The 24,210-nt window shown below is 68.0% G+C and carries 24 protein-coding genes and 2 tRNA genes; 9 read left to right on the plus strand and 17 right to left on the minus strand.

Annotated elements, in window-relative coordinates; genetic code table 11:
- Positions 1-84: 84 nt before the first annotated feature.
- From ABJD39_RS03380 to ABJD39_RS03390, 3 genes are all read right to left on the minus strand, one after another.
- Complete coding sequence (locus tag ABJD39_RS03380) at positions 85-1,233, minus strand: acyl-CoA dehydrogenase family protein (protein ID WP_348612150.1); 1,149 nt, start codon at positions 1,231-1,233, stop codon at positions 85-87.
- A 68-nt stretch (positions 1,234-1,301) separates the two neighbouring features.
- On the minus strand, positions 1,302-2,162 hold the full coding sequence (locus tag ABJD39_RS03385; RefSeq protein WP_348612152.1) for an alpha/beta fold hydrolase: 861 nt from the start codon (positions 2,160-2,162) through the stop codon (positions 1,302-1,304).
- A 96-nt stretch (positions 2,163-2,258) separates the two neighbouring features.
- Positions 2,259-3,482: an acyl-CoA dehydrogenase family protein gene (locus tag ABJD39_RS03390; protein ID WP_348612154.1), complete on the minus strand. Its 1,224-nt coding sequence runs from the start codon at positions 3,480-3,482 to the stop codon at positions 2,259-2,261.
- Positions 3,483-3,609: 127 nt separating this feature from the next.
- On the opposite strand from ABJD39_RS03390, the gene ABJD39_RS03395 reads away from it, so the two are divergent.
- Positions 3,610-4,680, plus strand: a complete 1,071-nt coding sequence (locus ABJD39_RS03395; protein WP_348612156.1) for a phosphotransferase family protein — start codon at positions 3,610-3,612, stop codon at positions 4,678-4,680.
- Between the two features lie 257 nt (positions 4,681-4,937).
- Positions 4,938-5,909, plus strand: coding sequence for an alpha/beta fold hydrolase (locus tag ABJD39_RS03400; protein ID WP_348612158.1), 972 nt, complete (start codon positions 4,938-4,940; stop codon positions 5,907-5,909).
- Positions 5,910-5,942: 33 nt separating this feature from the next.
- Here the strand turns inward: ABJD39_RS03400 and ABJD39_RS03405 are convergent, their stop codons facing one another.
- The 7 genes from ABJD39_RS03405 to ABJD39_RS03435 form a co-directional block, all read right to left on the minus strand.
- Complete coding sequence (locus tag ABJD39_RS03405) at positions 5,943-6,359, minus strand: DUF7522 family protein (protein ID WP_348612160.1); 417 nt, start codon at positions 6,357-6,359, stop codon at positions 5,943-5,945.
- 133 nt (positions 6,360-6,492) lie between these two features.
- Entirely contained in the window at positions 6,493-6,888 is a 396-nt protein-coding gene (locus ABJD39_RS03410) for a Zn-ribbon domain-containing OB-fold protein (RefSeq protein WP_348612161.1), read from the minus strand.
- Positions 6,885-8,051, minus strand: a complete 1,167-nt coding sequence (locus tag ABJD39_RS03415; protein WP_348612163.1) for a thiolase domain-containing protein — start codon at positions 8,049-8,051, stop codon at positions 6,885-6,887. Before ABJD39_RS03415 ends, ABJD39_RS03410 begins: the two co-directional genes overlap by 4 nt.
- A gap of 194 nt (positions 8,052-8,245) precedes the next feature.
- Positions 8,246-8,776 (minus strand): 50S ribosomal protein L16, encoded by a 531-nt coding sequence (locus tag ABJD39_RS03420; protein ID WP_348612164.1) that lies wholly within the window; start codon positions 8,774-8,776, stop codon positions 8,246-8,248.
- 134 nt (positions 8,777-8,910) lie between these two features.
- Entirely contained in the window at positions 8,911-9,657 is a 747-nt protein-coding gene (nucS, locus tag ABJD39_RS03425; protein ID WP_348613690.1) for an endonuclease NucS, read from the minus strand.
- Positions 9,658-9,896: 239 nt separating this feature from the next.
- Positions 9,897-10,091 (minus strand): cold-shock protein, encoded by a 195-nt coding sequence (locus tag ABJD39_RS03430; protein WP_073307057.1) that lies wholly within the window; start codon positions 10,089-10,091, stop codon positions 9,897-9,899.
- Positions 10,092-10,233: 142 nt separating this feature from the next.
- Positions 10,234-10,548 (minus strand): EthD family reductase, encoded by a 315-nt coding sequence (locus ABJD39_RS03435; RefSeq protein ID WP_348612166.1) that lies wholly within the window; start codon positions 10,546-10,548, stop codon positions 10,234-10,236.
- Between the two features lie 347 nt (positions 10,549-10,895).
- Here ABJD39_RS03435 and ABJD39_RS03440 point away from each other — a divergent pair, with 347 nt between their 5' ends.
- Entirely contained in the window at positions 10,896-11,810 is a 915-nt protein-coding gene (locus tag ABJD39_RS03440) for a polysaccharide deacetylase (protein ID WP_348612168.1), read from the plus strand.
- A 43-nt stretch (positions 11,811-11,853) separates the two neighbouring features.
- Here the strand turns inward: ABJD39_RS03440 and ABJD39_RS03445 are convergent, their stop codons facing one another.
- The 4 genes from ABJD39_RS03445 to ABJD39_RS03460 form a co-directional block, all read right to left on the minus strand.
- Positions 11,854-12,282 carry a DoxX family protein gene (locus tag ABJD39_RS03445; RefSeq protein WP_348612170.1) on the minus strand — a complete coding sequence of 143 codons (429 nt, stop codon included), beginning with the start codon at positions 12,280-12,282 and terminating at the stop codon, positions 11,854-11,856.
- A gap of 104 nt (positions 12,283-12,386) precedes the next feature.
- Positions 12,387-12,460, minus strand: a tRNA-Phe gene (locus ABJD39_RS03450).
- A 60-nt stretch (positions 12,461-12,520) separates the two neighbouring features.
- Positions 12,521-13,123, minus strand: coding sequence for a hypothetical protein (locus ABJD39_RS03455; RefSeq protein WP_348612172.1), 603 nt, complete (start codon positions 13,121-13,123; stop codon positions 12,521-12,523).
- Positions 13,124-13,285: 162 nt separating this feature from the next.
- A complete protein-coding gene (locus ABJD39_RS03460) occupies positions 13,286-14,632 on the minus strand; it encodes a sodium-dependent transporter (protein WP_348612174.1) in 1,347 nt (448 codons plus the stop codon).
- A gap of 180 nt (positions 14,633-14,812) precedes the next feature.
- Here ABJD39_RS03460 and ABJD39_RS03465 point away from each other — a divergent pair, with 180 nt between their 5' ends.
- Positions 14,813-16,171 (plus strand): FAD-dependent oxidoreductase, encoded by a 1,359-nt coding sequence (locus ABJD39_RS03465; protein WP_348612176.1) that lies wholly within the window; start codon positions 14,813-14,815, stop codon positions 16,169-16,171.
- Positions 16,172-16,401: 230 nt separating this feature from the next.
- Here ABJD39_RS03465 and ABJD39_RS03470 read toward each other — a convergent pair.
- Positions 16,402-16,474 (minus strand) — tRNA-Val (locus ABJD39_RS03470).
- Positions 16,475-16,557: 83 nt separating this feature from the next.
- On the opposite strand from ABJD39_RS03470, the gene ABJD39_RS03475 reads away from it, so the two are divergent.
- The 4 genes from ABJD39_RS03475 to ABJD39_RS03490 all read left to right on the plus strand — a co-directional run bounded on the left by ABJD39_RS03475 (position 16,558) and on the right by ABJD39_RS03490 (position 21,262).
- Complete coding sequence (locus tag ABJD39_RS03475) at positions 16,558-17,052, plus strand: DUF192 domain-containing protein (RefSeq protein ID WP_348612178.1); 495 nt, start codon at positions 16,558-16,560, stop codon at positions 17,050-17,052.
- Between the two features lie 101 nt (positions 17,053-17,153).
- Positions 17,154-19,085: an ABC transporter ATP-binding protein gene (locus ABJD39_RS03480; protein ID WP_348612180.1), complete on the plus strand. Its 1,932-nt coding sequence runs from the start codon at positions 17,154-17,156 to the stop codon at positions 19,083-19,085.
- Between the two features lie 363 nt (positions 19,086-19,448).
- Entirely contained in the window at positions 19,449-20,672 is a 1,224-nt protein-coding gene (locus ABJD39_RS03485) for a phosphoglycerate kinase (RefSeq protein WP_348612182.1), read from the plus strand.
- Between the two features lie 74 nt (positions 20,673-20,746).
- Positions 20,747-21,262 carry a metallophosphoesterase gene (locus ABJD39_RS03490; RefSeq protein ID WP_348612184.1) on the plus strand — a complete coding sequence of 172 codons (516 nt, stop codon included), beginning with the start codon at positions 20,747-20,749 and terminating at the stop codon, positions 21,260-21,262.
- Between the two features lie 38 nt (positions 21,263-21,300).
- Here the strand turns inward: ABJD39_RS03490 and ABJD39_RS03495 are convergent, their stop codons facing one another.
- On the minus strand, positions 21,301-22,377 hold the full coding sequence (locus ABJD39_RS03495) for a type II glyceraldehyde-3-phosphate dehydrogenase (protein ID WP_348612186.1): 1,077 nt from the start codon (positions 22,375-22,377) through the stop codon (positions 21,301-21,303).
- Positions 22,378-22,573: 196 nt separating this feature from the next.
- Between ABJD39_RS03495 and ABJD39_RS03500 the strand changes: the two genes are divergently transcribed.
- The gene (locus ABJD39_RS03500; RefSeq protein ID WP_348612187.1) at positions 22,574-23,527 is read left to right on the plus strand and encodes an aminopeptidase; all 954 of its coding nucleotides are present in this window, start codon (positions 22,574-22,576) and stop codon (positions 23,525-23,527) included.
- Between the two features lie 50 nt (positions 23,528-23,577).
- Here the strand turns inward: ABJD39_RS03500 and ABJD39_RS03505 are convergent, their stop codons facing one another.
- On the minus strand, positions 23,578-24,027 hold the full coding sequence (locus tag ABJD39_RS03505; protein ID WP_348612188.1) for a DUF6653 family protein: 450 nt from the start codon (positions 24,025-24,027) through the stop codon (positions 23,578-23,580).
- Positions 24,028-24,210: the final 183 nt, after the last annotated feature.

Here is a 24,210-nt window from a genome sequence, read left to right on the forward strand (position 1 = left end):
CTGTGAGTCGATCATCGGCGGTGGCTCGGGTGGCCGCTTACATGAATCCCGGGGGCGGTGGGGACCGCGACCCGGACAGGGTGCTTACAGCACCTGATCGGAGATGATGTTCTTCTGGATCTCGGAGGTGCCCTCGTAGATCTTCGTGATGCGCGCGTCACGGTAGAAGCGCTCGGCCGGATGGTCCGTGACGAAGCCGGCGCCTCCGTGGACCTGGATCCCCTCGTCGGCGACCTCGACGGCGCGCTCGGAGGCGAACAGCTTCGCCATCGACGCGAACTTCGCGGCCAGCTGGTCGTTGCCGCCCTCGTCGACGACCGACGCCGCGCGGTAGGTGAGCGACCGGGCCGCCTCGACGTTCGTCGCCATCTCGGCGATCTTGTGGGAGATCGCCTGGTACTCCTTGATCTTCTGGCCGCCCTGTTCGCGCTCCTCGGCGTACTCGATCGCCGCGTCGAGCGCGCCCTGCGCGGCGCCGACCGCCTGCGCCGCGACCGAGGTTCGCCCGCCCGCGAAGAAGGCCATCAGCTGGTAGAACCCCTGGTCGACCGCGCCGATCACGTTGTCCTCGGGGACGCGCACGTCGTCGAGGCGGATCTCCGCGAGGTCGGACGCGCGGATGCCGAGCTTGTTGTCGATCTTCGTCGGCTCGAACCCCTCGCGGTCGGCCTCCACGAGGAACGCGGTGATGCCCCGGTGGCGCTCGCCGGGCGAGGTCTTCGCCATCACGACCGCCACGTCGGCGATCGTCCCGTTGGTGATCCACATCTTGTCGCCGTTGAGCACCCACTCGCCGGCGTCCTCGTCGAGTTCCGCGCGGGTCTCGATACCCGCCACGTCGGAGCCGTGGGCGGGCTCGGAGATGCACGAACAGGTCGCGGCGTCGCCGGCGGCGACCTTCGGGAGCCACTCCGCTTTCATCCACTCGTCGCCGAACTCCTGGATCATCGTGGTGCCGAAGCCGCGCGAGCCGATGGCCGAGCCGATCCCGGGGTCGGCCCGCCACAGTTCCTCGGTGACGACGACCGAGGTCAGCAGATCCATCCCCGCGCCGCCGTACTCCTCGGGGATCGTCGGCGCCACGAGGTCGTACTGTGCCGCCTCCTCGACGAGGTCGTCCGGATACTCGCGCGTCTCGTCGTGCTCGCGCGCGACGGGCCGGATCTCGTTCTCGCCGAACTCCCGGACCACGTCGCGGATCGCCTCCTGCTCGCTCGAAAGCTGGAACGACATGGCGGGGGGTTCGGTTCCACTGGCAAATAGCCACCGCCGGTTCTCACCGCCGGGCCGTCGCCCCCGAATCAGTTCGTCAAGAACTCCCGCAGGTGGTCGCGATACGCCTCGGTCCGATCGTGGGTGACCCAGTGGAAGGCGTCGTCGAGGCCAACGACCCGCGCGTCGCCGGCGACGGCGTCGGCGAGTCGTTCGGCGTTGTCGATCGGCTGGAGCACGTCGTCACCGCCCCACAGACACAGCGTCTCGGCGGTGATCGCGCCGTAGTCGATGCCGGTCGTGTGGTTGGTGTTCGTCGCGACGGCCGCCCGCGCCAGCGCGGTCCGACCGCCCTCGCGAGCCCACGGCGCCCGCATCCCCGCGACGAACGCCGGGTCGGCCTCGCCGTGGGCGCCCTCGGCGAACAGGAACGACATCTTCTCCTCGAACTCCTCGTCGTCCCAGCCCTCGACGACGCCGGGGACGCCGAGCGAGTTGATGAACTCGACCGGCCACGAGTCGAAGCAGGCGGCGTTCGACACCACCAGCTTCCGCACCTCCTCGGAGCGCGCGGCGGCGTAGCGGAGCGCGACCCCCCCGCCGATGTCGTGGGCGACGAGGTCCACCTCGTCGTAGCCCGCCTCGGCGATCAGCTCGGAGAGCACCCCCGTCTGCGCGCGTATCGATCGGTCGAAGTCGTCGCTTCGCTGGGAGTTGCCGTAGCCGACGAGGTCGGGCGCGATCACGTGTCGGTCCTCCGCGATCGCGGGAGCGATCCCCCGCCACAGGAACGACCACGTCGGGATGCCGTGGAGGAAGATCGTCGGCGGGCCGTCGTTGTCGCGCCCGGCCTCGTAGTACGCCACGTCGAGTTCGCGCCCGTCGACGACCGCCGTCGTCTCCGACTGGGCGGCCGTCCACGCCTCGTGATCCGCGTCGAGTGCTACCATAGCAGTCCCGTCGCCCGCGGGGGACAAAAATCGGGGCGTCGGTCCACAGCCGTCGGCACAGCGGTTCCCGTGCGGCGGCGGGCCGCCGTCGCGTGTCTACTCGTTCGGCTCGCGGTATCGGGTGACGTTCGCCAGCTCCGACTCGTCCACGTCGGCGAAGGCGTCGCGGGCGATGACGCGCCGGTGGACCTCGTCGGCGCCGTCGATGATCCGGAACTGCCGGACCGACTCGTAGAAGTCCCCGATCGGGAGGTCCTTCCCGATCCCGTTGCCCCCACACAGCTGGAGCGCGGTGTCGACGATCTCCTGGACGGTGTTGGCGGCGAACGTCTTGCTCATCGCCACCTGCACGCGCGCCTCCTCGCCGCGGTCGATCCGGTCGGCGGCGTCGCGCACCATCGTCCGCACGGCGTGGAGTTCTGTCTCGGCGTCGGCCACGTCGTGGCGGACGGCCTGCTTGTCGGCGATCGGCCCGCCGAACGCCTCCCGCTCGCTCGTGTACGCCTTCGCCACGTCGAGCGCACGCTCGGCCATCCCGGCGAACCGCATGCAGTGGGTGAGCCGCGCGGGCCCGAGCCGCTGTTGGGCGTGGGCGAACCCCTCGTTGAGAGTTCCGAGCAGGTTCCCCTCGGGGACGCGAACACCGTCGTACTCGATCTCCGCGTGGCCGACGCCGGTCACCTCGCCGCCGACGTGGGGGATGTCGCGGACGACGTTCACGCCCGGCGCGTCGGCGGGGACGAGAAACAGCGACGTGCCCTCGTAGGGGTGTGCGTCGGGGTCGGTGCGGGCCATCACGATGAGCACGTCCGCCTCGGTGCCGCCGGTGGTCCACCACTTGTGGCCGTCGATGACCCACTCGTCGCCCTCCTTCTCCGCGCTCGTGCGGATCATCTTCGGGTCGGAGCCGCCGCCCTGCATCGGCTCGGTCATCGAGAACCCCGAGGAGATCTCGCCGGCGACGAGCGGGCGGAGCCACCGCTCCTGCTGCTCGTCGGTGCCCAGCAGCTCCAGCGTGTGCATGTTGCCCTCGTCGGGCGCGTCGACGCGGCAGGCCGCCGCGCCCAGCAGCGACCGCCCCGCCTGCTCGAACATGGGGAGCACGTCGCGGAAGGCCATTCCCATGCCGCCGAACTCCTCGCCGATCTGCGGGCAGAACACGTCGTACTCGTGAGCCGCCTCCCGGAGGTTCGCGAGCTGCTCGTCGCTCACGGGGCCGTCCCCGAGCACCTCCCGCTCGACCGGGATGACCTCCTCGTCGACGAACTCGCGCGTCCGCTCGGCGAGCGCGTCCGCCGCCTCGCTGTCGTCGTACTCCATACCGAGAAGACCGGCCGCCGGGGCAAAACAGTACCCCCCGAACGGTCGCTCAAACCGCACGGCTGGAACGCAGTCGGTCGGTCGCCGATCCCCGGCGTTTTTCGTTCGGGGTGTGCAACCGACCCGCATGTCAGACGACTCCGAGGCGTACTTCCGGCGCCTCGTCGACCCGCCCGCGCTGCGCGAGCGCCTGTCCGCCGAGTTGGGGCCGGTCGACGAGTTCGACGTGCGCCGCCATCCGGAGGGCCACTCCAACGAGACGCTGTTCGTCACCTACGGCGACCGCGAACTCGTGATTCGGCGGCCGCCGCCGGGTGCGACCGCCGAGACGGCCCACGACGTGCTCCGGGAGTACCGCGTGATGGACGCGCTACAGGACACCGCCGTGCCGCTGCCGGAGACGGTGCTCGCGTGCGACGATCACGACGTCCTCGGGTCGGACTTCTACGTGATGGGGCGGACCGCGGGCGACGTGCTCCGCGACGACGAGCCCGAGCGCTTCGCCGCGCCCGAGCACCGCCGCCGCGTCGGCGAGGAGCTCGTCGACACCCTCGCGGCGATCCACGCCGTCGACCCCGAGGCGGTCGGCCTCGGCGACTTCGGCCGCCCCGCCGGGTTCACCGAGCGCCAAGTGAATCGGTGGGCGAAGCAGTTCCAGTGGGCGTTCGAGGTGACCGCCGAGGACCGCGAGGTGCCCGAGATCGCGGCGGTGACCGAGTGGCTGCGTGACAACTGCCCCGCCGACCACGAGCACGCGCTCGTCCACGGCGACTACAAGCTCGACAACGTCATGTTCGCGCCGGGGACGCCCCCGGAGCTGGTCGCCGTCTTCGACTGGGAGCTGTCGGCGCTGGGCGACCCGCTCACGGATCTGGGCTGGATGCTCTCCTTCTGGCGCGACCCGGGCGACCCCGCGCCGGCGACGCCCGAGCTGACCTCGACGTTCATGGAGCGCGAGGGATACCCGAGCCGGCGCGATCTCGTCGCGCGCTACGAAGACGCGACCGGGATCGAGTACGAGCACGACCGCTTCTACCGGACGCTCGCGGTGTACAAGCTCGCCGCGCTGGGGGAGATGTTCTACCGGCGGTATCTGGAGGGCAACAGCGACGACCCGCTGTACCCGACGATGGAGACGCGGGTGCCGGCGCTCGCCGAGCGCTGTCTGCGGATCATCGACGGCGAGGAGCCGCTATGACATCCTCCCCGGCGTGAACAGTAGATGAGAATTATGCAGCACCCCCGAGCTAAACTGCCGGTATACCGACTAAGACGGGTCTTGCACTACCGACCGCTGTATAAATCTCATCTACTGTGAACGGCGGGACTCTCTCCTTGAATCAGGTAGCCCGACACCGCGACGCCGCCCGCTCCGGCTCGCCCGACGATCCGGCCGTGCCGAGATGGCACGCCGCTGCCACGCGAACTAAGTTCGCTCCCGTCAATTACACACGTATGAGCATCCGATCGAAGCTCGCCTCGACCGCGAAGTACGTCGCGCTCGGCGCGGGAGCCAGCGTCGCAGCGACGCGCGTGCTACGCGCGCAGGCGGGCGAACTCGAACCGCCGCTCGACGGCCGCCAGCGTAGCTACCGCTGGCGCGGGATGGACATCTCCTATACGGAGGCCGGCGACGAGGACGACGAGACGCTCGTCCTCCTCCACGGGATCAACGCCGCCGGCTCCGCGGGCGAGTGGCGCGAAGTGTTCGCCGACCTCTCGGCGGAGTACCACGTCGTCGCCCCCGATCTCCCCGGGTTCGGTCGATCGGATCGGCCGCCGCTGCGCTACTCGGCGGCACTGTACGAGGACTTCGTCCGCGACTTCCTCGCGGAGCGCGACGAGCCGCGCGTCGTCGCGTCGTCGCTGACGGCGGCGTACGTCGTCGGCGTCGCCGATGGCCTCGGTCTCGCCGAGCTCACGCTCGTGTGCCCGACCGCGATCGCCGGCCCCGAGCCGCCGAAGACTGCCGTCCGCGAGCTGATCCGGGCGCCGATCGTCGGCGACGCGGTCTTCGGGCTGCTGGCGTCGAAGCCCTCCATCGCCTACTTCAACGCCGACCACGGCTACTGGGACCCCGAGAAGGCCGGCGAGGAGTGGCAGGCCTACGAGTGGCGCACGACCCATCAGAGGAACGCCCGCTTCGCCCCCGCGTCGTTCGTCTCCGGCTTCCTGAACAGCGACGTGGACCTCGCGAGCGCGCTCGCGGCCCTCGACACCCCGACGACGATCGTGTGGGGCCGCGAGGCCGACCTCCCGCCGCTGTCGGCGGGGCGCGAGTTGGCCGATGCGGCCGGCTGCGAGCTGGTCGTGTTCGACGACGCGATGCTGCTCCCGCACGTGGAGTTCGGCAGCCAGTTCGTCGGGGTGGTCTCCGGCGAGCGTCCCGACGAGACGGTGACCATCGAGCAGGAGGAGTCCGACTGACGGGCTACATCGGTAATCGGACCCGCTGGAGGGTCATCCCCGCAGCCACGTCGGAACGTCGTCGATCTCCTGTGGGGAGTTGTGATACAGCTGTTCGAGACACTCCGTGATGAACTGGACGATGTCCCTGCCCGCCTCCGGCGAGAGCGTGATGATCGTCCCCACGTTCTCCCCCTGTGTGAAGTGAAACAGGATCGCCTCGTCGTATATCGAGACCGTACAGTGGTCGTTGCCCAGATCGAACGGACGATCTGGCTCCTGTTCCCGGCTCTTCTGGCGGTAGTACGCGACGAACTCGTCCATCCCCCCGCCGGTGTAGGCGGCGTCCACGTCGTCGCGAAGATACAGCGTCTCGTAGTCGGTGGCGGTGTAGTGAAGCGCCGTGCGCAAGTACTCGCCCGCCTCCGTGTGAAGGAACTGTACTAGTTCGTTCGGTGTGGCCCCAACCATACCGGACACTCCAGAGGGCGGGAGCTTGATTGTGTTCATCAAGGCTATCCGAGACGGATAATTCATGTCCGATCCCCGTCATAATCCTCGGACGAGAGCGGGACCGAAGCCGGGCCCCGTGGCGGCGTATCCCTTACGTCGGACGGAACACGATCAGGCGGTTCCCGGTGGCGTCGTTGCGCTCCACGTCGGGACGCACGACGGTTCCGATCTCGACCTCCTCGGCCGACAGATCGCGGACGATACCGGTGAGACGGACCGACCCGAACTCGACGACCGCGGTGACGTACGGCGGGTCCTCGCCGAAGCCGGAGGGCGCGACGTGGACCTCCGAGAACGTCGCGACCTCCCCCGTTTCCGGGAGCGGCTCCTCGGCGAGGTCGGTGCTCCCGCACTCGGGACACACGCGCCGCGGCGGGAGGCTGCCGTGCCCGTTCGCACACTCGATGAAGTACCCCCCGTCCGCGAGGGCGTCCGCCCACTCGTCGTATCCCGTGTTCGCGGGCGGATCGGGGTCCGATTCGCTCATTCGGCCACCTCCAGCACGTGGACGACGGCGCTGGCGACCGTCCCGCCGGCGTTGTGGGTGAGCCCGACCGTCGCGTCGGGGACGGCGTCGCTGTTCGGGTGATCGCCCCGGAGCAGGCGCGTCATCTCGGCGATCTGTGAGCCGCCGGTCGCGCCGACCGGGTGGCCCTTCGCCTTCAGGCCCCCCGAGAGGTTCACCGGGAGGTCGCCGTCGCGGGTGGTGTCGCCGCGGCGCGCGGCGCCGATCCCCTCGCCGGGGTCGAAGAAGTCCAGCGCCTCGAGCGCCATCACCTCCGCGATGGTGAAGCAGTCGTGCACCTCCGCGACGTCGACCTCGTCGCTGGCGACGCCGGCGTCGCCGTACGCCTCCGCGGCGGCGTCGGCGGCCGCGGGCGTGCGGGCCATGTCGGTGCGGTCCTGAAGCGCCGCGCGGTCGCCGCCCTGTCCGCTGCCGGTGATCGCGACCGGCGCGTCCAGGTCGTGCTCCTCGGCGTACTCCTCGGAGACGAGCACGAGCGCGCTCGCGCCGTCGGTGATCGGGCAGGCGTCGAACAGGTGGAGGGGGGACGCCACCGGCGGCGAGTCCATCGCCTGTTCGACGGTGATCTCGCGCTGGTACTGCGCGTACTCGTTGTTCACGGCGTTGGCGTGGTTCTTCGCCGCGACGTGGGCCAGATCCTCGCGGCCGCCGCCGTACTCGTCGAAGTAGGCGCGAGCCATCAGCGCGTACGCCCCGGGGAAGGTGACGCCCGCGCGCACCTCGAACAGTTCGTCGGCTGCGACCGCCAGCGACTCGGTCACCTCCGCCGTCGAGAGGTTCGTCATGCGCTCCATCCCGCCGGCGAGCATCACGTCGTTCTCGCCCGAGCGAACCGCGCGGACGGCCTCGCGGACGGCGACGCCCGCCGACGCGCACGCCTCCTCGTAGCGCGTGCCGGCACAGCGCAGGCCCGCGGCCTCGGTCACGATCGGCGCCTGGTGGCCCTGCCGCTCCGCGAGCGCGCCCATGAAGTTGCCGTAGTTGAGATGCTCCACGTCGTCGCCGGCGACGCCGGCGTCGTCGAGCGCCGCGAGCGCCGCCTCCGCGAACAGGTCCCGGCCGGTCCGCCCGGCGTGCTCGCCGAACGGCGTCAGCCCGACCCCCGCGACTCGTACTCCAGTCATGTGCGTGGATGCTCGCCCGCGGGCCAAAGACCTGCCGGAGTTTCGCGTCGCCGCCGTCGCTGTGCGGCAGTTTCACTCGAATCCGCGTTGTCGTTTTCGGCGGGAAGCGAGCGTCGCGGGCGACGTCGCCATGGCCACGGCTCACGGGCGTGAGAACGGTGAGAACGGAACGCCCCGACCGCGGGGTGTCCGCGTTACCGGACGAGCAGGTCCTCGCCCTTCTCCACGACGACGCGGAACGGCGGGGACATCTTGTTGTACGCGCGACGGAACGCCTCCTTCACGGCGTCGGCCTGGTCGACGTCGACGTACGCGGTGAAGACGATCTCGCCGGCGTTCATGCGCGCGGCGGTGCCCACGGGCTTGCCGAAGGCCTGACGCATCCCGTCGGAGACACGGTCCGCACCCGCGCCGGTCGCCTGCTTGTTCTCGCGCAGGATCTGGTGCGGGAACTTGCGCAGAACCATCTTGTAGTTCCCCTCGCCGAGTTCACGGATGAGGTGACGGTTTGCCGACAGACGCGCCGACTCCAGCGAGCCGTGACGGATCTGGACGTCCTCCTCGGTGACCAGCGAGATATGGACAGGGTAGTCCTCGGGGTCCTTGGTCAGGTCGCCCATGTTGTGCTGTGCGATCTTCGAGCCCGGAATACCGGTGACGTAGTCCCGCCGCGTGTACGACGGCTTGTCGATCTTCCGGTACATGGAGGCCGGCTTGTCGGACATGGTTACTTGTCCGAGACGACGGCGGTGGCGTGGTTAAACCCTACGTTTCGCCCGCCCGCCGTGCGGCCGGCCCGCACGGGCGGTCGAACCGGTCCGATGACGGGTCAGTTCGGGATCCGGAGGCAGTCCACGGGCTACGTGTCGTCACCGGCATCGCCGCCGCCGTCGGGAGGATCCGCGGCGACGTGTTCGAGCCCCTCGTCGGCGAGGAGGTCGCGTGCGCGGTCGGTGATCGACGGCGCGAGCAGAACTCCGCGGACCTCGGTTCCGTCGGGCTCCTCGCGTTCGATGGCGTTGACGTACCGCGCGAGTTGGCCCGCGGCGGCGGGACCGACCCGCCGCCGCTTCAGCTCGACGACGACCGGGCGTCCCGCGGCGTCGCGGCCGAACACGTCGATCGGGCCCGCGTCGGACTCGCGCTCGGTCGCCAGCGGCTCGAAGCCCGCCTCGACGAGTTCCGGGTCGGCGATCACGCGCTCCTTGAGGTCTGCCTCGCTACCGACCACCTCGACCGACCGGCCCCCGGTGACGCCGTAGGCGGTGAGCTGATCCACCGCGGAGAACCACACGTCGAGCGTCTCGTCGGGTGACGTGCGCACGCTCCGCACGCGCAGGCGCCCGTCCCGCACCGCCGCTCTGTGTTCGCTCCCCGGCGGCTGCCAGTTCACGGGGGTGCGCCCCTCGTCGGTGTGCACCAGCGCCGAGCCGTCCGGCTTGAGCACGAGCAGCCGCGCACCCGGCCCCAACGAGGAGGCGGCGCGGCCGTCGTACTCGACCGTACAGGTGCCGAACAGCGTGACCAGATCGCCGCGGTCGAACGCCGACTCCAGCTCCCACAGCGCCTCCCGGTGTGCCGGCTCGTGGAGCGTCGTCGCCGTCACGCCAACCACCACCGTCCCGTGTTCACGTCCGGAGATTCGACGCGGGCGAAAATAAACGACGCGCTGGGGTCGCCGGGTTCGCCGCCGGCGTCGTTGGTGTCACTCCCGCCGGCGCCGCCGCTGGCGGACGACCACGGCTCCGTCGCGTTCGGACGGACCGAACGGGACGGCGGTCGCTCGCTGTCGGGTGAAAAACGGTGAAAACTGCGGTACGGTCTCTCGACCGACTCGTCGGAACCTTACAGGCGCTGCAGGTTCTTCGCGCGGGGGCCCTTCTCGGCCTCCTCGATGTCGAACTCGACTTCCTGCCCTTCCTCAAGGTCAGGACCGCCAACGTCCTCCATGTGGAAGAACACGTCCTCGTCCGCGTCCTCAGTCTCGATGAATCCGTAGCCGCCGGTGTCGTTGAAGAAGTCGACCTTCCCAGTTGCCATACACGGTATGAACGGCGGGCAACAGTTAACCCTTCCGAGTCACCGGTGCGCGTGTGAAGGACCCACTCGCGGCGGTAGATTCGTGCTCGTACGGGACCCGAACCGGCCGTTTGTCGTGATCGGAGGGGCGTCGATGCCGCTGTCAGTCGACGATGACGTCTTCCTCGAGGACGACACGCTCGGCGGCGTCCATCTCCGCGAAGGTCTCGGCGTCGGCGGTGACCTCGCGGCCGTGTTCGGAATCGAACGCCGCCGCCATGGTCTCGCCGTCCGGGAAGTACAGCTCCGCGAGCGCGTCGTACGACGCCGACTCCGGATCCGACGGGAACGAGACGGTGTACCGCTCCAACCCCGAGAGATCCGCTGCAAGCGGCGCGTGCTCCTCTCGGTAGTACTCCTGGAACTCCTCGAACGAACGGTCCGCGTTCCGGCTGAGCGTGATCGCGAGCTTCGTCATAGTTCGATTCGGCTTCACCGAGCGGGGGCATAAGATCCGCGGAGAGACGACTGATCCCGCCGACTAGTCCGAGACTATCGGACGCCACGAGGGGAGTTCCTGCCGAGCGGCAGCGGAACCGGGCCGAAGTCGGTTCCGTTGCTGTCGAGCGGCAGCGGAACCGGTCCACGGCGATTAACGTGCCGTATACTAAAGTCGGATCCCCGAGTAGCGCCGACACATTGAGTCCCCGCGTCCGTCGTTCGTCTCCCGACAGCGCCGCACCGTCAGCAAGCGACCCGACCCGATCGAACCGTCGGGAGTCGAACCAGCGGGCCGCTTCCGGACCTGCCACCCTGACGCTGAGCATGGAGATCGAGCTCGGGTGGGGAGTTCACGATCTCCCGGATCACGACCACCTGTCGCCTGACGGCTCCGAGGAGCGGCGCTACCTCAGCAAGCTCCTCGAGAAAGCGGACGACTGTGGTGTTCCCATCTCCTTCAACATCGTCGGTCACCTCCTGCTCGAAGAGTGCGACGGGTCCCACGCCGGTCCGTACGATGACGGGTGGTTTGACGCTGACCCCGGCACCGACGTGGCGACCGACCCGCTGTTCTACGCGCCCGACATGGCCCGCGAGATCAGCGCCGCCGAAGTCGACCACGAGTTGTGCACCCACACCTTCTCGCATGTCCTGTGTGGAACCGAACCGCGCGAACTGGTGGAACACGAACTCGAGACATCGATCGCGCTCCACGAGCGCCTGGGGGAACCGGTTCGGTCTCTCGTCCCGCCGCGGCACTCGCGACCGCCGAACGACCTCCTCCGCGACCACGGGATCCGAGTCGCGCGGTACGCGATCCCGACCGACGACGGGGGTCGGGTGAGTCGCTTCCGAGAACTCACCGTCGGGCCCCACCCACTCTGGGACACCGCCGTGGTCGACGGCGTCGTCGAAACGTACTGTACGACGTACCCGTCGCTGACGGCGTCGTCGTTGCCGTCGGGCCAGACGCCCGCGCCGCGACTGTTTCGCGCGTTCCCGCTGGAGGTCAGAAAGCGCGTCCACCAGTACTATCTCCGACGAAGCACCGAGCGCGCTATCGCCACCGGCGGGTCGCTCCACCTCTGGTGTCACCTCTACGATCTGAGCAACGAACACCAGTGGGCGGTGGTGTCCGAGTATCTCGAGTACCTCGGGTCGCTGCCGAGTGACACCCTCGAGATCCGGCCGATGAACGCGCTCGCGGAACCGGCCGAGACCGCCGCGCGGGTCCCCTGAGGCTCGCGCTCCTCGCTCCGGGAGACACGCCGGTACGCCGGTATTACGTGCTGTCTTCGGAATCAGCCCGCGCGTACCACCACGCCCACGCGATCAGAAGCCCCTGCAGTGGAAGTCGAATCCACAACGCCGCGTCGTAGAGCCGCTCGGCGCGCTCGGGGAGCGGGTTCCCGCCCACGTCGCGGACGGCCATATTGACGTTCGCGGGGAACACGGCGAGCAGTAGCAGGACCAAGCCCTTCGCGGAGTGTCGGCGCGTCCGCGGGAACAGTACCCCGATACCGAGCGCGATCTCCGCCAGACCGGAGAGGTAGACGAGCGCCCGCGGAGCGGGCAGTTCTCGGGGAACGATCCGTTCGAACGGCTTCGGTACGAGGAGGTGCAGTACGCCGGCGGCGACGTAGAGAAGACTCATCAGGTACAGGAGCGGGCGTTTGAAACGAGCGAGTCCGGGTTCGGATGCGTCGGTCATTCGGATCGACGCTCGGGCACCAGTCCAATAGCGTTGGCCCTCGACACCGGCTGAGTTGCTGTGTGGAAGTCGCTACGCTCGCTCACGTCGTCGGCCGGAGGAAATGCCGCCTCCCCGATTTGAACGGGGGACAGCTCGATCTTCAGTCGAGTGCTCTCCCAATCTGAGCTAAGGCGGCGCATCTCAACGAACCCCGGCGGTATGAAAAAGCGTTTCGAATCGCCGCGCGGGCCGGCGGTCACAACACCTGACGGCGCTCCTTGAACGTGATCGTCACGTCGTCGGACTCGACGGTCGTGAGGATCGTGATCCACCCGTCCGCCTGCTGGACCTGATACCCCTCCGAGTACGAGAGCTCCACTCGACTCGTCTCCGTGGTCGAGGCCCCTGCCTCGAGGGTACCCACGTCGCGTTTCTCCTCCCACACCTTGTCGCCGGAGTCGGTGGTGTCGCCGGCAAAGATCCGCGTGTAGACGCTGATCCCCGTCGCCGTCTCGTTTCGGTTGTTATCGAGCCGAACGGTCACGTCCCGGCAGGTCTGCCCGCACTCCTCGATCGCTTCCACGACGAACGTGTACGGCGGCACCGAGTCTCCGCCGTCCGATCCGTCTGCTGTCGTGGCCTCGGTTCCGCCCCCGCTATCGCCGCCGGATGATCCGTCCCCGGACGCTCCCCCGGCGTCGCCGTATACGGTCCCGGTCGACTCCGGCGTTTCGGTCACAGCGTCGGACGAGCCGCCGATGTCCCCGAGCGGACCGATCCCGGCGATGAACGCCGCTACGCCGCCGACGGCGATGGCGAGAACGACGATGCCGACGACCGCAACCGCCTTCAAGTTCATCGTGGCTTCCCCCCGCGAGTGCGTTCGTACATCGACAGAACGTCTCGTCGCGATCAACAAAAGGAGGTGTGTCCATTTGCCCACCTCAACCCGGAGTACCCAGGATTTTGCGGCAGTAGTCCGATCGCGGGTCGAACGAGCGTTCCGAAGGGCGAGAACCGGCTACCCGAGGACGATGGGGGCCGCGAGGACCCCCGCCTTCACGAGCAGCGACTGGATTCCGAGCAGTAGCGTCCCCCCGATGGCGACCGGAATCACGATCCGGATCCACCACAGCCAGACCGTCGAAAAGCCGTTCCCGAACGAGCTTCCGAGGTTCAGCTCCGCGGCCAGCTGGTCGTCAGCAACCCAGCCGACGAACAAGGAAATGAACAGCACCGAAAGCGGCAGCAAGAGGTTGAACACGACGTCGTTGTACCAGCCGAGGACCCCGGTGTCGAGCGCGGTCGGTATGCCGACGAGCGCGACGAGCACGCCGAGGCCCACGGCCGTCGGGACCCGGTCGTATCCGGTTCGATCGGCAACGAACGACGTGGAAACCTCGAGGAGACTGATCGAACTGGAGAGCGCGGCCAGCAAGAGTACGATGAAGAAGCCGAGACCGATGGCCCGGCCACCGGGGATCTGGCTGAACGCCCCGGCGAGAGCGGTGAAGGCGGTGCCCGCACCACCGGACTCGGGGATCGACCCTTCGATGGCGAACAGCACCGGGAAGACGACGAAGCCCGCAAGAAGCGCGACAAGCGTGTTCACCACGACGATCGCCGACCCGTCGGCCGGGAGACTGTCGTCGCGTCCGAGATACGACGAGTAGGCGATCATCGCGCCGAACCCGAGCGAGAGGGTGAAGAACGCCTGGCCGACGGCCGGGGGAACGATCCCCGCGAGGTCGCCCGTGATCACGCCGACGTCCGGCGAAAGGTAGTACGCGTATCCCTCGCCCGCGCCGTCGAGGGTGCTCACCCAAACGGCGAGTCCCCCCATGAGGACGAAGATCGCGGGCACCATCAGCTTCGTCGCGCGCTCGATGCCGTCGGTGACGCCGAGCGCGACGATCGCGACCGTCAGCGCCATGAACACCGCGTGGGCGGCGACCGCGATCGGACCCGCGGAAACGGTACCGAAGTAGGCGCCCGCGTCGCCGAGGTACCCACCGGTGACGCTGCCGACGATGTAGCTCAACACCCATCCCCCGACGACGCTGTAGAACGCCAGCGTCACGAACGACGAGAGGACCCCAAGCCCTCCCACGATCGACCACTCGCCGAAACCGAGGGCCCGGAACGCCTCGACGGCGTTTCGTTCGCTTCGTCGCCCGATGACGAACTCGCCGAGCATCACGGGAAACCCGATCAGAAACACCGCCACCAGGTAGACGACGAGGAACGCGGCCCCACCGTTCGTGGCGGTCTGAAAGGGGAACGACCAGATGTTTCCGAGTCCCACCGCGCTGCCGACGGCGGCGAGAATAAAGCCGACTCGCGATGTCCACGTCTCTCGCTCACTCATGGTTCGTCCGGACGGATTCCGCTGACACAGATGACTCCTTCGGACCGTTGTACATCGTGTCGTAGGCGAGAGGTAACGGAACAGGTCGGCGCTCGTGCGCAACGATCGGGGAGCAATAACGGACGCAAAGAAGATGAGTTATTTGCCTCCGGTGTCGCAGTCGATATAGCACCTACCACAATGTCCGACACGTACGACCTCGTTATCGTCGGCGGAGGTATCAGCGGTGCCTCGCTGTTGTACACGACAGCGAAGTTCACCGATATCGAGTCGATCGCGCTGATCGAGAAGGAACCGGAGGTGGCCGCGATCAACTCCCACCACACGAACAACTCCCAGACCCTGCACTTCGGGGACATCGAGACCAACTACACCCTCGAGAAGGCCGAGGAGGTAAAGGAGGGTGCCGAGTTGCTCGCCGGCTACCTCGAGAACCAGGACGCGGACCGTGAGATGCACGCCAAGCGCAGCAAGATGGTGCTCGGCGTCGGCGACGAGGAAGTCGAGAAGCTGGAGCAGCGGTACCACGAGAACGGGTTCGGGGACCTCTTCCCGAAGCTCCGACCGATCGGCCGCGACGAGATCGGCGAGATCGAGCCGAAGGTCGTCGAGGGGCGCGATCCTGGCACGGAGATGCTCGCGCTGCAGACGCCCGACGGCTACGTCGTCGACTACGGCGAAACGACGAAATCGTTCGTCGAGCAGGCCCGCGAGGAGGCGACTGTTGACATCAAGGCCGGAACCGCGGTCACGTCGGTCGAGCCGACACCCGAGGGCTACACGTTCGAGACGACCGCCGGCGGGGTCGAGTCGCAGGCGGCCGTCGTCGCCGCCGGTTCGCACAGCCTTCAGATGGCGAAGGAACTGGGCTACGGTCAGAACAAGGTTCTGCTGCCGGTCGCTGGCAGCTTCTTCCTCGCCGACGATCTCCTGAACGGCAAGGTGTACACGCTGCAGATGAAGAAGCTCCCCTTCGCGGCCATCCACGGCGACGCGGACGTACACGACCGGAGCGTGACGCGGTTCGGCCCGACGGCGAAGCTCGTTCCCGCACTCGAACGCGGGCGTATCTCGACGGTGTCCGACTTCCTCGACGTGTTCGGCCTCAACGCGGCGTCGTTCCTCAGCTACGCCAACATCCTCGCGGACCGGATCCTCCTGCCGTACGTGCTCCGGAACCTCGTGTATGACCTCCCCGTGGTGGGACCGAAGCAGTTCCTCCCGCACGTCCAGAAGGTCGTCCCGAGCGTCGAACTCGACGACATCGAGCGCGCCAAGGGGTACGGCGGGGTCCGGCCGCAGATCGTCGACACCGAGAAGCGCTCGCTCGACATGGGCGAGGCGAAGATCGTCGGCAAGGACATCGTCTTCAACATCACGCCGTCGCCGGGCGCCTCGACGTGCCTGAAGAACGCGATGCGCGACACCCACACGCTGATGGACTTCTTCGACGGCGAGTACTCCTTCGACGAGGAGGCGTTCCGCGAGGAGACGATCGACAACTTCCCGTACGCGGAGGAGCCCGTTCCCGCGAAGTAACTTCGCGTCCGGTACCTCGTCGGCGACGGTCCTAGACTGAAAAACTGGGCTCGGGCGGTGTTGTACGCGGTCACTGTCGTTCCCTACTCACGAGTTCGCTTCGCTCACTCGTGAACCACGCCGAGACGTGCTCGCGTCCGCTGCGGGCGCCCCGTCTACTTCAACTCCTCACACCCCATTCATGCGGCCACGGCTCCTCGCTTCGCTCGTCGCAGTGTGGCCGCGAGAACTGGGCTCGGGCGGAGTTGAACCACCGATCTCTTCCTTGTAAGGGAAGCGTCATAACCACTAGACTACGAGCCCGTATCCGGTTACACCGGCCGCGCTCGAATAACGCTTACCTTTTGCCCGATACCCTTTCCTGATCTCCGCCCGACAGACCCACTATGGTCGCCTGCCGCCGCGTCGCCCCCGCGCTCCTCGTGCTGCTGGTCGTGCTCGCCGGCTGCACCGGCACCGTCGCGAACGTCGCGAACGACGGCGAGTACGAGCGCACGACCGTCACCGTCGTCGACGGGAGCGGCACCGAACTCGGCAGCGTGGACGCGCGCGTCGCCGACACCTTCGACAAGCGCTACACCGGACTCTCCGACACCGAGTCGCTCGGACCGAACGAGGGGATGCTGTTCGTCCACGACACCGAGGACCGGCACGCGTACGTGATGCGCGACATGGGGTTCCCGATCGACATCGTGTTCATCGCCGCCAACGGCACGATCACCCGGATCCACCACGCCGAACTCCCGCCCGAGGGGACCTCCGGGTCCGACCTCGCGCGCTACCGCGGAACCGGGAAGTACGTGCTCGAAGTGCCGTACGGCTGGACGAACGATCACAACGTGTGCGAGGGCGACACCGTCGAGATCGACGGCGACTACTGAGCGTCGTCGCGGCGGGTCGTGGCGGAGGCGACCGCGCCGACATCGGGGTGTTTCGATTCGAAGCGAACCGTTTAGGGCGTTGGTGTCGCTGTGAGTAGGTAATGAGCCATCCCTCCGACGAGGACGACCCGTTCGAGGACATCCGTGAGAAGACGGATAACCCGATGAAGCGGTTGTTCTCGGAGTACGGGTCCAGAAACCTCCGGTACTTCGGGCTGGGGTTCTTCGGTAGCGTCGCCGCGCGTGTGCTCGATCTGCTCCCGCCGCTTCTCCTCGGGATCGCGATCGACGCGGTGTTCGAACAGAACGTCCCGTTCGACCTCCCGTTGGTGCCCGCGAGCGTCATCCCGACGGGCCCCCGGGACCAACTGCTGTTCACCGTCGGCATCATCGCGTTCGCGTTCTTCGGCGGGTCGGTGTTCCACTGGATCCGCAACTACGGCTGGAACTCCTTCGCCCAGAACATCCAGCACGACATCCGGACGGACACCTACGACAAGATGCAGCGGCTGAACATGGACTTCTTCGCCGAGAAGCAGACCGGCGAGATGATGTCCGTGCTCTCGAACGACGTGAACCGACTGGAGCGGTTCCTCAACGACGGCATGAACTCCGCGTTCCGGCTGTCGGTGATGGTGCTCGGCATCGCGGCGATCATGTTCTGGCTCAACCCCCGGCTTGCGGTCATCTCGCTCCTTCCGGTACCCGTCATCGCCGTCGTGACCTGGAAGTTCATCGACGTGATCCAGCCGAAGTACGCCGACGTTCGCAAGACCGTCGGGCACCTCAACTCCCGGCTGGAGAACAACCTCGGGGGCATCAAGGTGATCAAGACGTTCAACACCGAGGGGTTCGAGTCCGAGCGCGTCGACGACGTCTCGTACGACTACTACGACGCCAACTGGGACGCGATCACCACCCGGATCAAGTTCTTCCCCGCGCTGCGCGTCATCGCCGGTGTCGGGTTCGTGATCACCTTCGCCGTCGGCGGTCTCTGGGTGCTCGGCGAGGCGCCGTTCTGGCTGACCGGCGGCAGCGAGTTGACCGTCGGTGTGTTCACCACGTTCATCCTCTACACCCAGCGGTTCATCTGGCCGATGGCACAGTTCGGCTCCATCATCAACATGTACCAGCGCGCCCGCGCGTCCAGCGCCCGCCTGTTCGGCCTGATGGACACGCCATCGCGCATCGTCGAGGACCCGGCCGCCGAGGACCTCGTCGTCGACGACGGCGAGGTCGTCTACGACGACGTGACGTTCGGCTACGACGAGGAGGAGACGATCGTCGACGACATCTCCTTCGAGGTCGACGGCGGCGACACCCTCGCGCTCGTCGGCCCGACCGGGGCCGGCAAGTCGACCGTCCTCAAGCTCCTCCTCCGGATGTACGACGTGAACGAGGGCTCGATCACGATCGACGGTCAAGACATCCGCGACGTGACGATCCCGAGCCTGCGGCAGTCGCTCGGCTACGTGAGTCAGGACACGTTCATGTTCTACGGGACGGTCCGCGACAACATCGCGTACGGCACCTTCGAGGCCGACGATGAGGCGATAATCGAGGCCGCGAAGGCGGCGGAGGCCCACAAGTTCATCACGAACCTCCCGGAGGGCTATGACACCGAGATCGGCGAGCGCGGCGTGAAGCTCTCGGGCGGACAGCGCCAGCGACTCTCCATCGCCCGTGCGATGTTGAAGGACCCGGAGATCCTCGTGCTCGACGAGGCGACCTCCGACGTGGACACGGAGACGGAGATGCTCATCCAGCGCTCCATCGACAAACTCACCGAGGACCGAACCACCTTCGCCATTGCCCACCGCCTCTCGACGATCAAGGACGCGGACACGATCATCGTGCTGGAGGACGGCCGGATCGCCGAGCGCGGCACCCACGAGGAGCTGTTGAGCGAGGACGGCCTCTACGGGCACCTGTGGGGCGTGCAGGCCGGCGAGATCGACGAACTCCCGCAGGAGTTCATCGACCGCGCGGCGAAGCGCGCCTCGCGGACGGAAGCGGAAGCCAGCGACGACTGAGGCGAGACGCGAACCGAGCGAAGCGAGGTGAGCGTCTCGGAGGAAGGGCGGCGAGGTGTGCACGGCGACGCCGCGCGGCCCGAGCCGCCCACGAACGAGACGAGACGTGAGCATAGAACCGGGCCCGGTCCGGCGGTCGCACGTACCTTCTTCACCGATACCGCACCAGCCACCCTGATGTGCTGACCTCGACGGCGCGCCGGGACGCGGTTGCGTGGCCCGACGGCGCGTTATGACGACGGATCCGGCGCCCACACCGGACCCGTCCTCGCCCCGAGCACGGCCACCTGTTCGCCACCATTTGAGCCACGGCGCTCGCGTCATCCGCGCCTTCTAAGTCGCTCACCGCCGACATCCCGGGTGATGAGTTCCTTCCGCACCCTCGACGAGCTGCCCGCCGAGCAGCGCGTCCTCGTCCGCCTCGATCTCAACTCCCCCGTCGAGGACGGCGTCGTACAGGACAACCGCCGCTTCTCGCGACACGCCGAGACCATCGCGGAACTCGCCGAAGCCGGCCACCGCGTCGCGCTCATGGCGCATCAGGGTCGCCCCGGGAGGGACACCTTCGTCTCGCTGGAGCAACACGCCGACATCCTCGCCGAGCACGCCGGCGTCGACGTGGACTTCGTCGCCGGCACCTTCGGCGACGACGCAGTCGCCGCCGTCCGGGATCTGGACGCCGGCGACGTGCTCCTGCTGGAGAACACCCGGATGACCGACGACGAGTTGCCGGAGAAGGATCCCGAAGAACACGCCGCGAGCGACTTCGTCGAGACACTCGCGCCGGAGTTCGACGCGTACGTGAACGATGCGTACTCGGCGGCGCACCGCAAGCACGCCTCGCTCGTCGGGTTTCCGCTGAAGCTCCCGAGCTACGCGGGTCGCGTCATGGAGACGGAGTACGAGGCCAACACCGCCATCGCCGAGCGCGAGTTCGACGGCGACGTGACGATGGTCGTCGGCGGGACGAAGGCGACCGACGTGATCGGCGTGATGGAGGCGCTCGACGAGAAAGTCGACCGGTTCCTGTTGGGCGGGGTCGCCGGCGAGTTGTTCCTCCGAGCGGCTGACTACCCCGTCGGCGAGGACGTGGACACCGAACTGTTCGACGAGCAGTGGGACGCCAACGAGGAGACGATCCGCTCGGTGCTCGAGGAGCGCAGCGAGCAGGTGGCGCTCGCGTCGGATCTGGCGTACGAGGACGCCGACGGCGAGCGCGCCGAGGTCGCAGTGGACGACGTCGTCGAGAAGACCCAGTCGTTCCTCGACATCGGCAGCGACACCGTCGCCGACTACGAGCCGATCGTCCGCGACTCCGAGGCCGTGTTCGTGAAAGGCGCACTGGGCGTCTTCGAGGACGAGCGCTTCAGCGTCGGCACGGTAGGCGTGCTTGAGGCGATCGCCGAGACCGACTGCTTCTCGGTCGTCGGCGGCGGCGACACCTCCCGGGCCATCACGATGTACGGGATGGACGAGGACGACTTCTCGCACGTGTCCATCGCCGGCGGCGCGTACATCCGCGCGCTGACGGGCGAGCCGCTGCCCGCCGTCGAGCTACTGATCCAGAGCGCGGAGACGGACGCGTAGCCACGCCGAACCCGCACTGCGGTCGCGCCGCTCCGGGCGGATTGTTGATTAGGCGGCGGCGCGATCCGGGGACCATGCTCGTCGGCGTCGTCTCCGACACCCACGACAACGCACGGTACGTCGAAGCAGCGATCGAGACGTTCGAGACCGCCGGCGTCGACACCGTGATCCACTGCGGCGACGTCGTCGCACCGTTCTCGGCGGCGCCGTTCGATCCCGACGCCGTCGACGACCCGGACGCGGACTGGGCGTTCCACGCTGTCCGCGGCAACAACGACGGTGAGTGGGCACTCGCGGGAACGATCGACGCGTTCGGCACCTACCACGGCGAGTTCGCGGAGCTGACGCTTGGGGGCGCCGACTTCGCCGTCTATCACGGCACGAGCGAGGGTATCGTGGACGCGCTGCTCGCGAGCGGCCGCTACGACTACGTCTGTCGCGGACATACCCACGAGCGAGCCCACGAGGAGCGCGACGGGACGACTCACCTCAACCCGGGCGGCGTTCCGATACCCGGCCGCGAGCAGGATCCGGCCGCGGTGATCGTCGACACGGATTCGGGTGAGGTCACCGCTCACGAGTTGGGGTGAGCGCTGTTTTCGGAGGCCTTCGCTCTCTCGACCTCGACTCAGTCGTCGCCGTTACTCTTGGGGACGACCCGCTGACGCTGTCCGTCGAACAGCGATTCGAGCCCGACGCCGAGCGTCTCGTCGGTCGTCGCCATGCTCGTCTCACGGTCCTCCCAGTCAAGCAGCGCCCGGATCGCGTCGATGTTCTCCGGGATCACGTCCGACTCCTGGTGAATGGACTGGAACAGGTACAGGTCGCGGCCCTCCATCGAGACGGAGTGCTCCCAGATGCAGTTCTCCCAGAGGTCGCCGCGGGGGCGACCGGTGTCCATCGCGAACTCCTTCAGCTTCCCCGTGCCGTCGATCCCCGTCTCCTCGGGGACGAGGAACAACCGCGACTCCGCCGAGAGCAGGTCGCGCACCTCATCGGCCGAGGGCGCTTCCTCGAGCGTGACGTTCACCGAGTGGAGGTGCATCAGTGTCGCCGGTACTTTCACGCCGAGCGTGTCGATGTCGACGTCGGGGATGATGGTGTTCACGTCCGGCCCGTGGTGTGACGGGATCGTCACCGGATCCGGGAGGATGTCGTTGATCGGGCCCCGGGACGTCTGGCCCGGGTCGCCGCCGCGGCGGACCAGCGTGACGCGGGACTTCTCGACGCCGTACGACTCGATCAGCGGCGTGAGCAGCCGCGAGAGTCCGGTCGTGTTACAGGAGACGACGCGGGCGGTGTCGACGTCGTCGTCGCGCGCGAGGTCGTAGTTCGACCGAGCGTTGAAGCTCACGTCGGCCACGTCGGCGTCTTCCCCGCCTTGAAAGATGGCGGGCGTGTCGTAGCGCTCGTAGAGTTCGCGGTTGTCGGCGCCGATGCCGGAGGGCGTCGTGTCGACGATCACGTCGGCGGTCATCACCATGTCCTCGACCTCGCCGGCGAGGTCGATGCCGGCCTCGTGGAACAGGTCCGCGCGCTCAGGTATCGCGGCGTACAACGGGTACCCCTTCCGGACTGCCGCCTCCGCCTCGTAGTTCGGGCGCGTCTTCGCGACACCCGTCAGCGCCATGTCGGGCTGTGCGGCCACCGCGTCGGCGACGCGCTTCCCGATCGTGCCGTAGCCGTTGACGCCCACCTGGATCATTATCGGATGGTCCTTCGTGCCCGAGGTTAATCGTTACGGGTCGAGTAACCAGAAAGCAACTACGGACCGAGTAAGCACCCCGAATTCGGCGGAATCGACCCTCCGATCTCGGCGGGCTCGGCGGCCGCGGACGACCGCGGTCGGATCGTCGCCGCCGCTCCGACAGGCCCAAATCGGGTCGGAGCGCAGCGTCGATATGGACGACGAACTCCGTGCCGCGGCCGAAACGGCGATCCATCAGTGTCTGGACCTCGGGAGCGATGAGTCGCTCGCGGTCGTCACCGACGACAAGCGCGAATCGATCGGCGAGGCGCTGTACGCGGTCGCGAGCGAGGTGACCGCCGCCGCGAGTATCGTCCGCTACCCGCCCGCGAGCCAGCACGGCGAGGAGCCCCCTGCACCCGTCGCCGCCGCGATGCGGGAGGCCGACGCCTTTCTCGCGCCGACCACCAAGAGCCTCAGCCACACCCGCGCCCGCGGCGACGCCTGCGACGCCGGCGCCCGCGGCGCGACGCTACCGGGGATCACCCGCGACGTGTTCGTCACCGGCCTCGACGCCGACTACGCGACGATCGCACAACACTGCGCCGACGTGCGCGCGCAGGTCGACGCCGCAGACGAGATCCGCGTCACGACCGAGCCGGGAACGGACATCACCTTCGAGCCCGGCGACCGCGAGTTCCTGTCGGACACTGGCGACGTGAGCGAGCCGGGGTCGTTCTCGAACCTCCCGGCGGGGGAGGTGTTCGTCAGTCCAGAGGACGCGAACGGCACCTACGTCGTCGACGGAACGATGATGCCCTACGGTCTGCTGGAGGGACGAGAACTCCGATTCGAGGTCGAGGACGGCTTCGTCACCGACATCTCCGACGACGAGGTTCGCGAGCAGGTCGAGGCGGCCGCCGAGGAGGTCGGCGAGGACGCGTACAACCTCGCGGAACTGGGTATCGGGACGAACGTCGGCGTCACGGATCTGGTGGGCTCGGTGTTGCTCGACGAGAAAGCTGCCGGCACGGTGCACATCGCCATCGGCGACGACGCGGGGATCGGCGGCGACACGGACGCGCCGCTGCATCTCGACGGGATCGTGACTGAGCCGACCGTGTACGCGGACGGGGAGGTCGTAGACCTCCCATCAGTCGAGCGGTGAAACCGCGAGACGGCACGGAAGTATTCCATCCCGAACCGTAGCGTCCTGAGTCAGCTTTCCGCGGTCGTTCCGACCCGCCACCGCCGTTCCAGCCCCCACACGAACGCCAGCTTCAGCGCCATCGACAGCGCTCCGGCGAGCGCGGCGCGGCCGGGGCGACGACGGTAGGCGGCGTACAGCGCGTACGCGGTGACCGGTCCGGAGACGGCGTTCAGTCGGTCCCACGCACCCGGCGTAACCTCGTCGCGGAGCCACGCGCGCTCGGCGTCGACGACGCGGGTCATCCACGCCGGATCGGCCCCGGGGTCGCGGTCGACCCGGGGGAAGGCGACCGGGTTGACGACGGTCCATCCGAGCGCGACCGTGAGCAGTCGCCGGTCCCGAGAGTAGGCGGCCGCGAGCAGCAGAGGTACCGAGAGGAGCCGCGACCACCCGCTCCTCGGATTGGCGTGGCGCTCCCAGAAGCCGTCGAGGTCGGCGAACCGTCGTCGGAGGTTCATATCCACCCGTACGCGGGGGTGAGAAATCAGCGTATCGCGACCGCCGGCGGGCCCTCTCAGCTGATCCGCCGGGCAGAATCGAACAGTCCCCGTACCGGCGAGACCGTTCGCTCGTCGTACCCCTTCGGATCGAGACAGTCTGTCCGCGGGCAACCGAACACGGGATTGATACCCCTCGCCCCC

The sequence above is a fragment of the Halobaculum rarum genome (assembly GCF_040025155.1).
Taxonomy (GTDB): Archaea; Halobacteriota; Halobacteria; order Halobacteriales; family Haloferacaceae; genus Halobaculum; species Halobaculum rarum.

Bases quoted from the DNA above. Each gene is read 5' to 3' on its own strand.
- ABJD39_RS03410 (WP_348612161.1), bottom strand. From the start codon at position 6,888: ATGAGCGAATCGGACCCCGATCCGCCCGCGAACACGGGATACGACGAG.
- ABJD39_RS03405 (WP_348612160.1), bottom strand. From the start codon at position 6,359: ATGGTTGGGGCCACACCGAACGAACTAGTACAGTTCCTTCACACGGAG.
- ABJD39_RS03480 (WP_348612180.1), top strand. From the start codon at position 17,154: ATGAGCCATCCCTCCGACGAGGACGACCCGTTCGAGGACATCCGTGAG.
- ABJD39_RS03395 (WP_348612156.1), top strand. From the start codon at position 3,610: ATGTCAGACGACTCCGAGGCGTACTTCCGGCGCCTCGTCGACCCGCCC.
- ABJD39_RS03420 (WP_348612164.1), bottom strand. From the start codon at position 8,776: ATGTCCGACAAGCCGGCCTCCATGTACCGGAAGATCGACAAGCCGTCG.
- ABJD39_RS03430 (WP_073307057.1), bottom strand. From the start codon at position 10,091: ATGGCAACTGGGAAGGTCGACTTCTTCAACGACACCGGCGGCTACGGA.
- ABJD39_RS03445 (WP_348612170.1), bottom strand. From the start codon at position 12,282: ATGACCGACGCATCCGAACCCGGACTCGCTCGTTTCAAACGCCCGCTC.
- ABJD39_RS03440 (WP_348612168.1), top strand. From the start codon at position 10,896: ATGGAGATCGAGCTCGGGTGGGGAGTTCACGATCTCCCGGATCACGAC.
- ABJD39_RS03435 (WP_348612166.1), bottom strand. From the start codon at position 10,548: ATGACGAAGCTCGCGATCACGCTCAGCCGGAACGCGGACCGTTCGTTC.
- ABJD39_RS03500 (WP_348612187.1), top strand. From the start codon at position 22,574: ATGGACGACGAACTCCGTGCCGCGGCCGAAACGGCGATCCATCAGTGT.
- ABJD39_RS03495 (WP_348612186.1), bottom strand. From the start codon at position 22,377: ATGATCCAGGTGGGCGTCAACGGCTACGGCACGATCGGGAAGCGCGTC.
- ABJD39_RS03505 (WP_348612188.1), bottom strand. From the start codon at position 24,027: ATGAACCTCCGACGACGGTTCGCCGACCTCGACGGCTTCTGGGAGCGC.
- ABJD39_RS03385 (WP_348612152.1), bottom strand. From the start codon at position 2,162: ATGGTAGCACTCGACGCGGATCACGAGGCGTGGACGGCCGCCCAGTCG.
- ABJD39_RS03465 (WP_348612176.1), top strand. From the start codon at position 14,813: ATGTCCGACACGTACGACCTCGTTATCGTCGGCGGAGGTATCAGCGGT.
- ABJD39_RS03415 (WP_348612163.1), bottom strand. From the start codon at position 8,051: ATGACTGGAGTACGAGTCGCGGGGGTCGGGCTGACGCCGTTCGGCGAG.
- ABJD39_RS03390 (WP_348612154.1), bottom strand. From the start codon at position 3,482: ATGGAGTACGACGACAGCGAGGCGGCGGACGCGCTCGCCGAGCGGACG.
- ABJD39_RS03475 (WP_348612178.1), top strand. From the start codon at position 16,558: ATGGTCGCCTGCCGCCGCGTCGCCCCCGCGCTCCTCGTGCTGCTGGTC.
- ABJD39_RS03485 (WP_348612182.1), top strand. From the start codon at position 19,449: ATGAGTTCCTTCCGCACCCTCGACGAGCTGCCCGCCGAGCAGCGCGTC.
- ABJD39_RS03460 (WP_348612174.1), bottom strand. From the start codon at position 14,632: ATGAGTGAGCGAGAGACGTGGACATCGCGAGTCGGCTTTATTCTCGCC.
- ABJD39_RS03380 (WP_348612150.1), bottom strand. From the start codon at position 1,233: ATGTCGTTCCAGCTTTCGAGCGAGCAGGAGGCGATCCGCGACGTGGTC.
- ABJD39_RS03490 (WP_348612184.1), top strand. From the start codon at position 20,747: ATGCTCGTCGGCGTCGTCTCCGACACCCACGACAACGCACGGTACGTC.
- ABJD39_RS03400 (WP_348612158.1), top strand. From the start codon at position 4,938: ATGAGCATCCGATCGAAGCTCGCCTCGACCGCGAAGTACGTCGCGCTC.
- ABJD39_RS03455 (WP_348612172.1), bottom strand. From the start codon at position 13,123: ATGAACTTGAAGGCGGTTGCGGTCGTCGGCATCGTCGTTCTCGCCATC.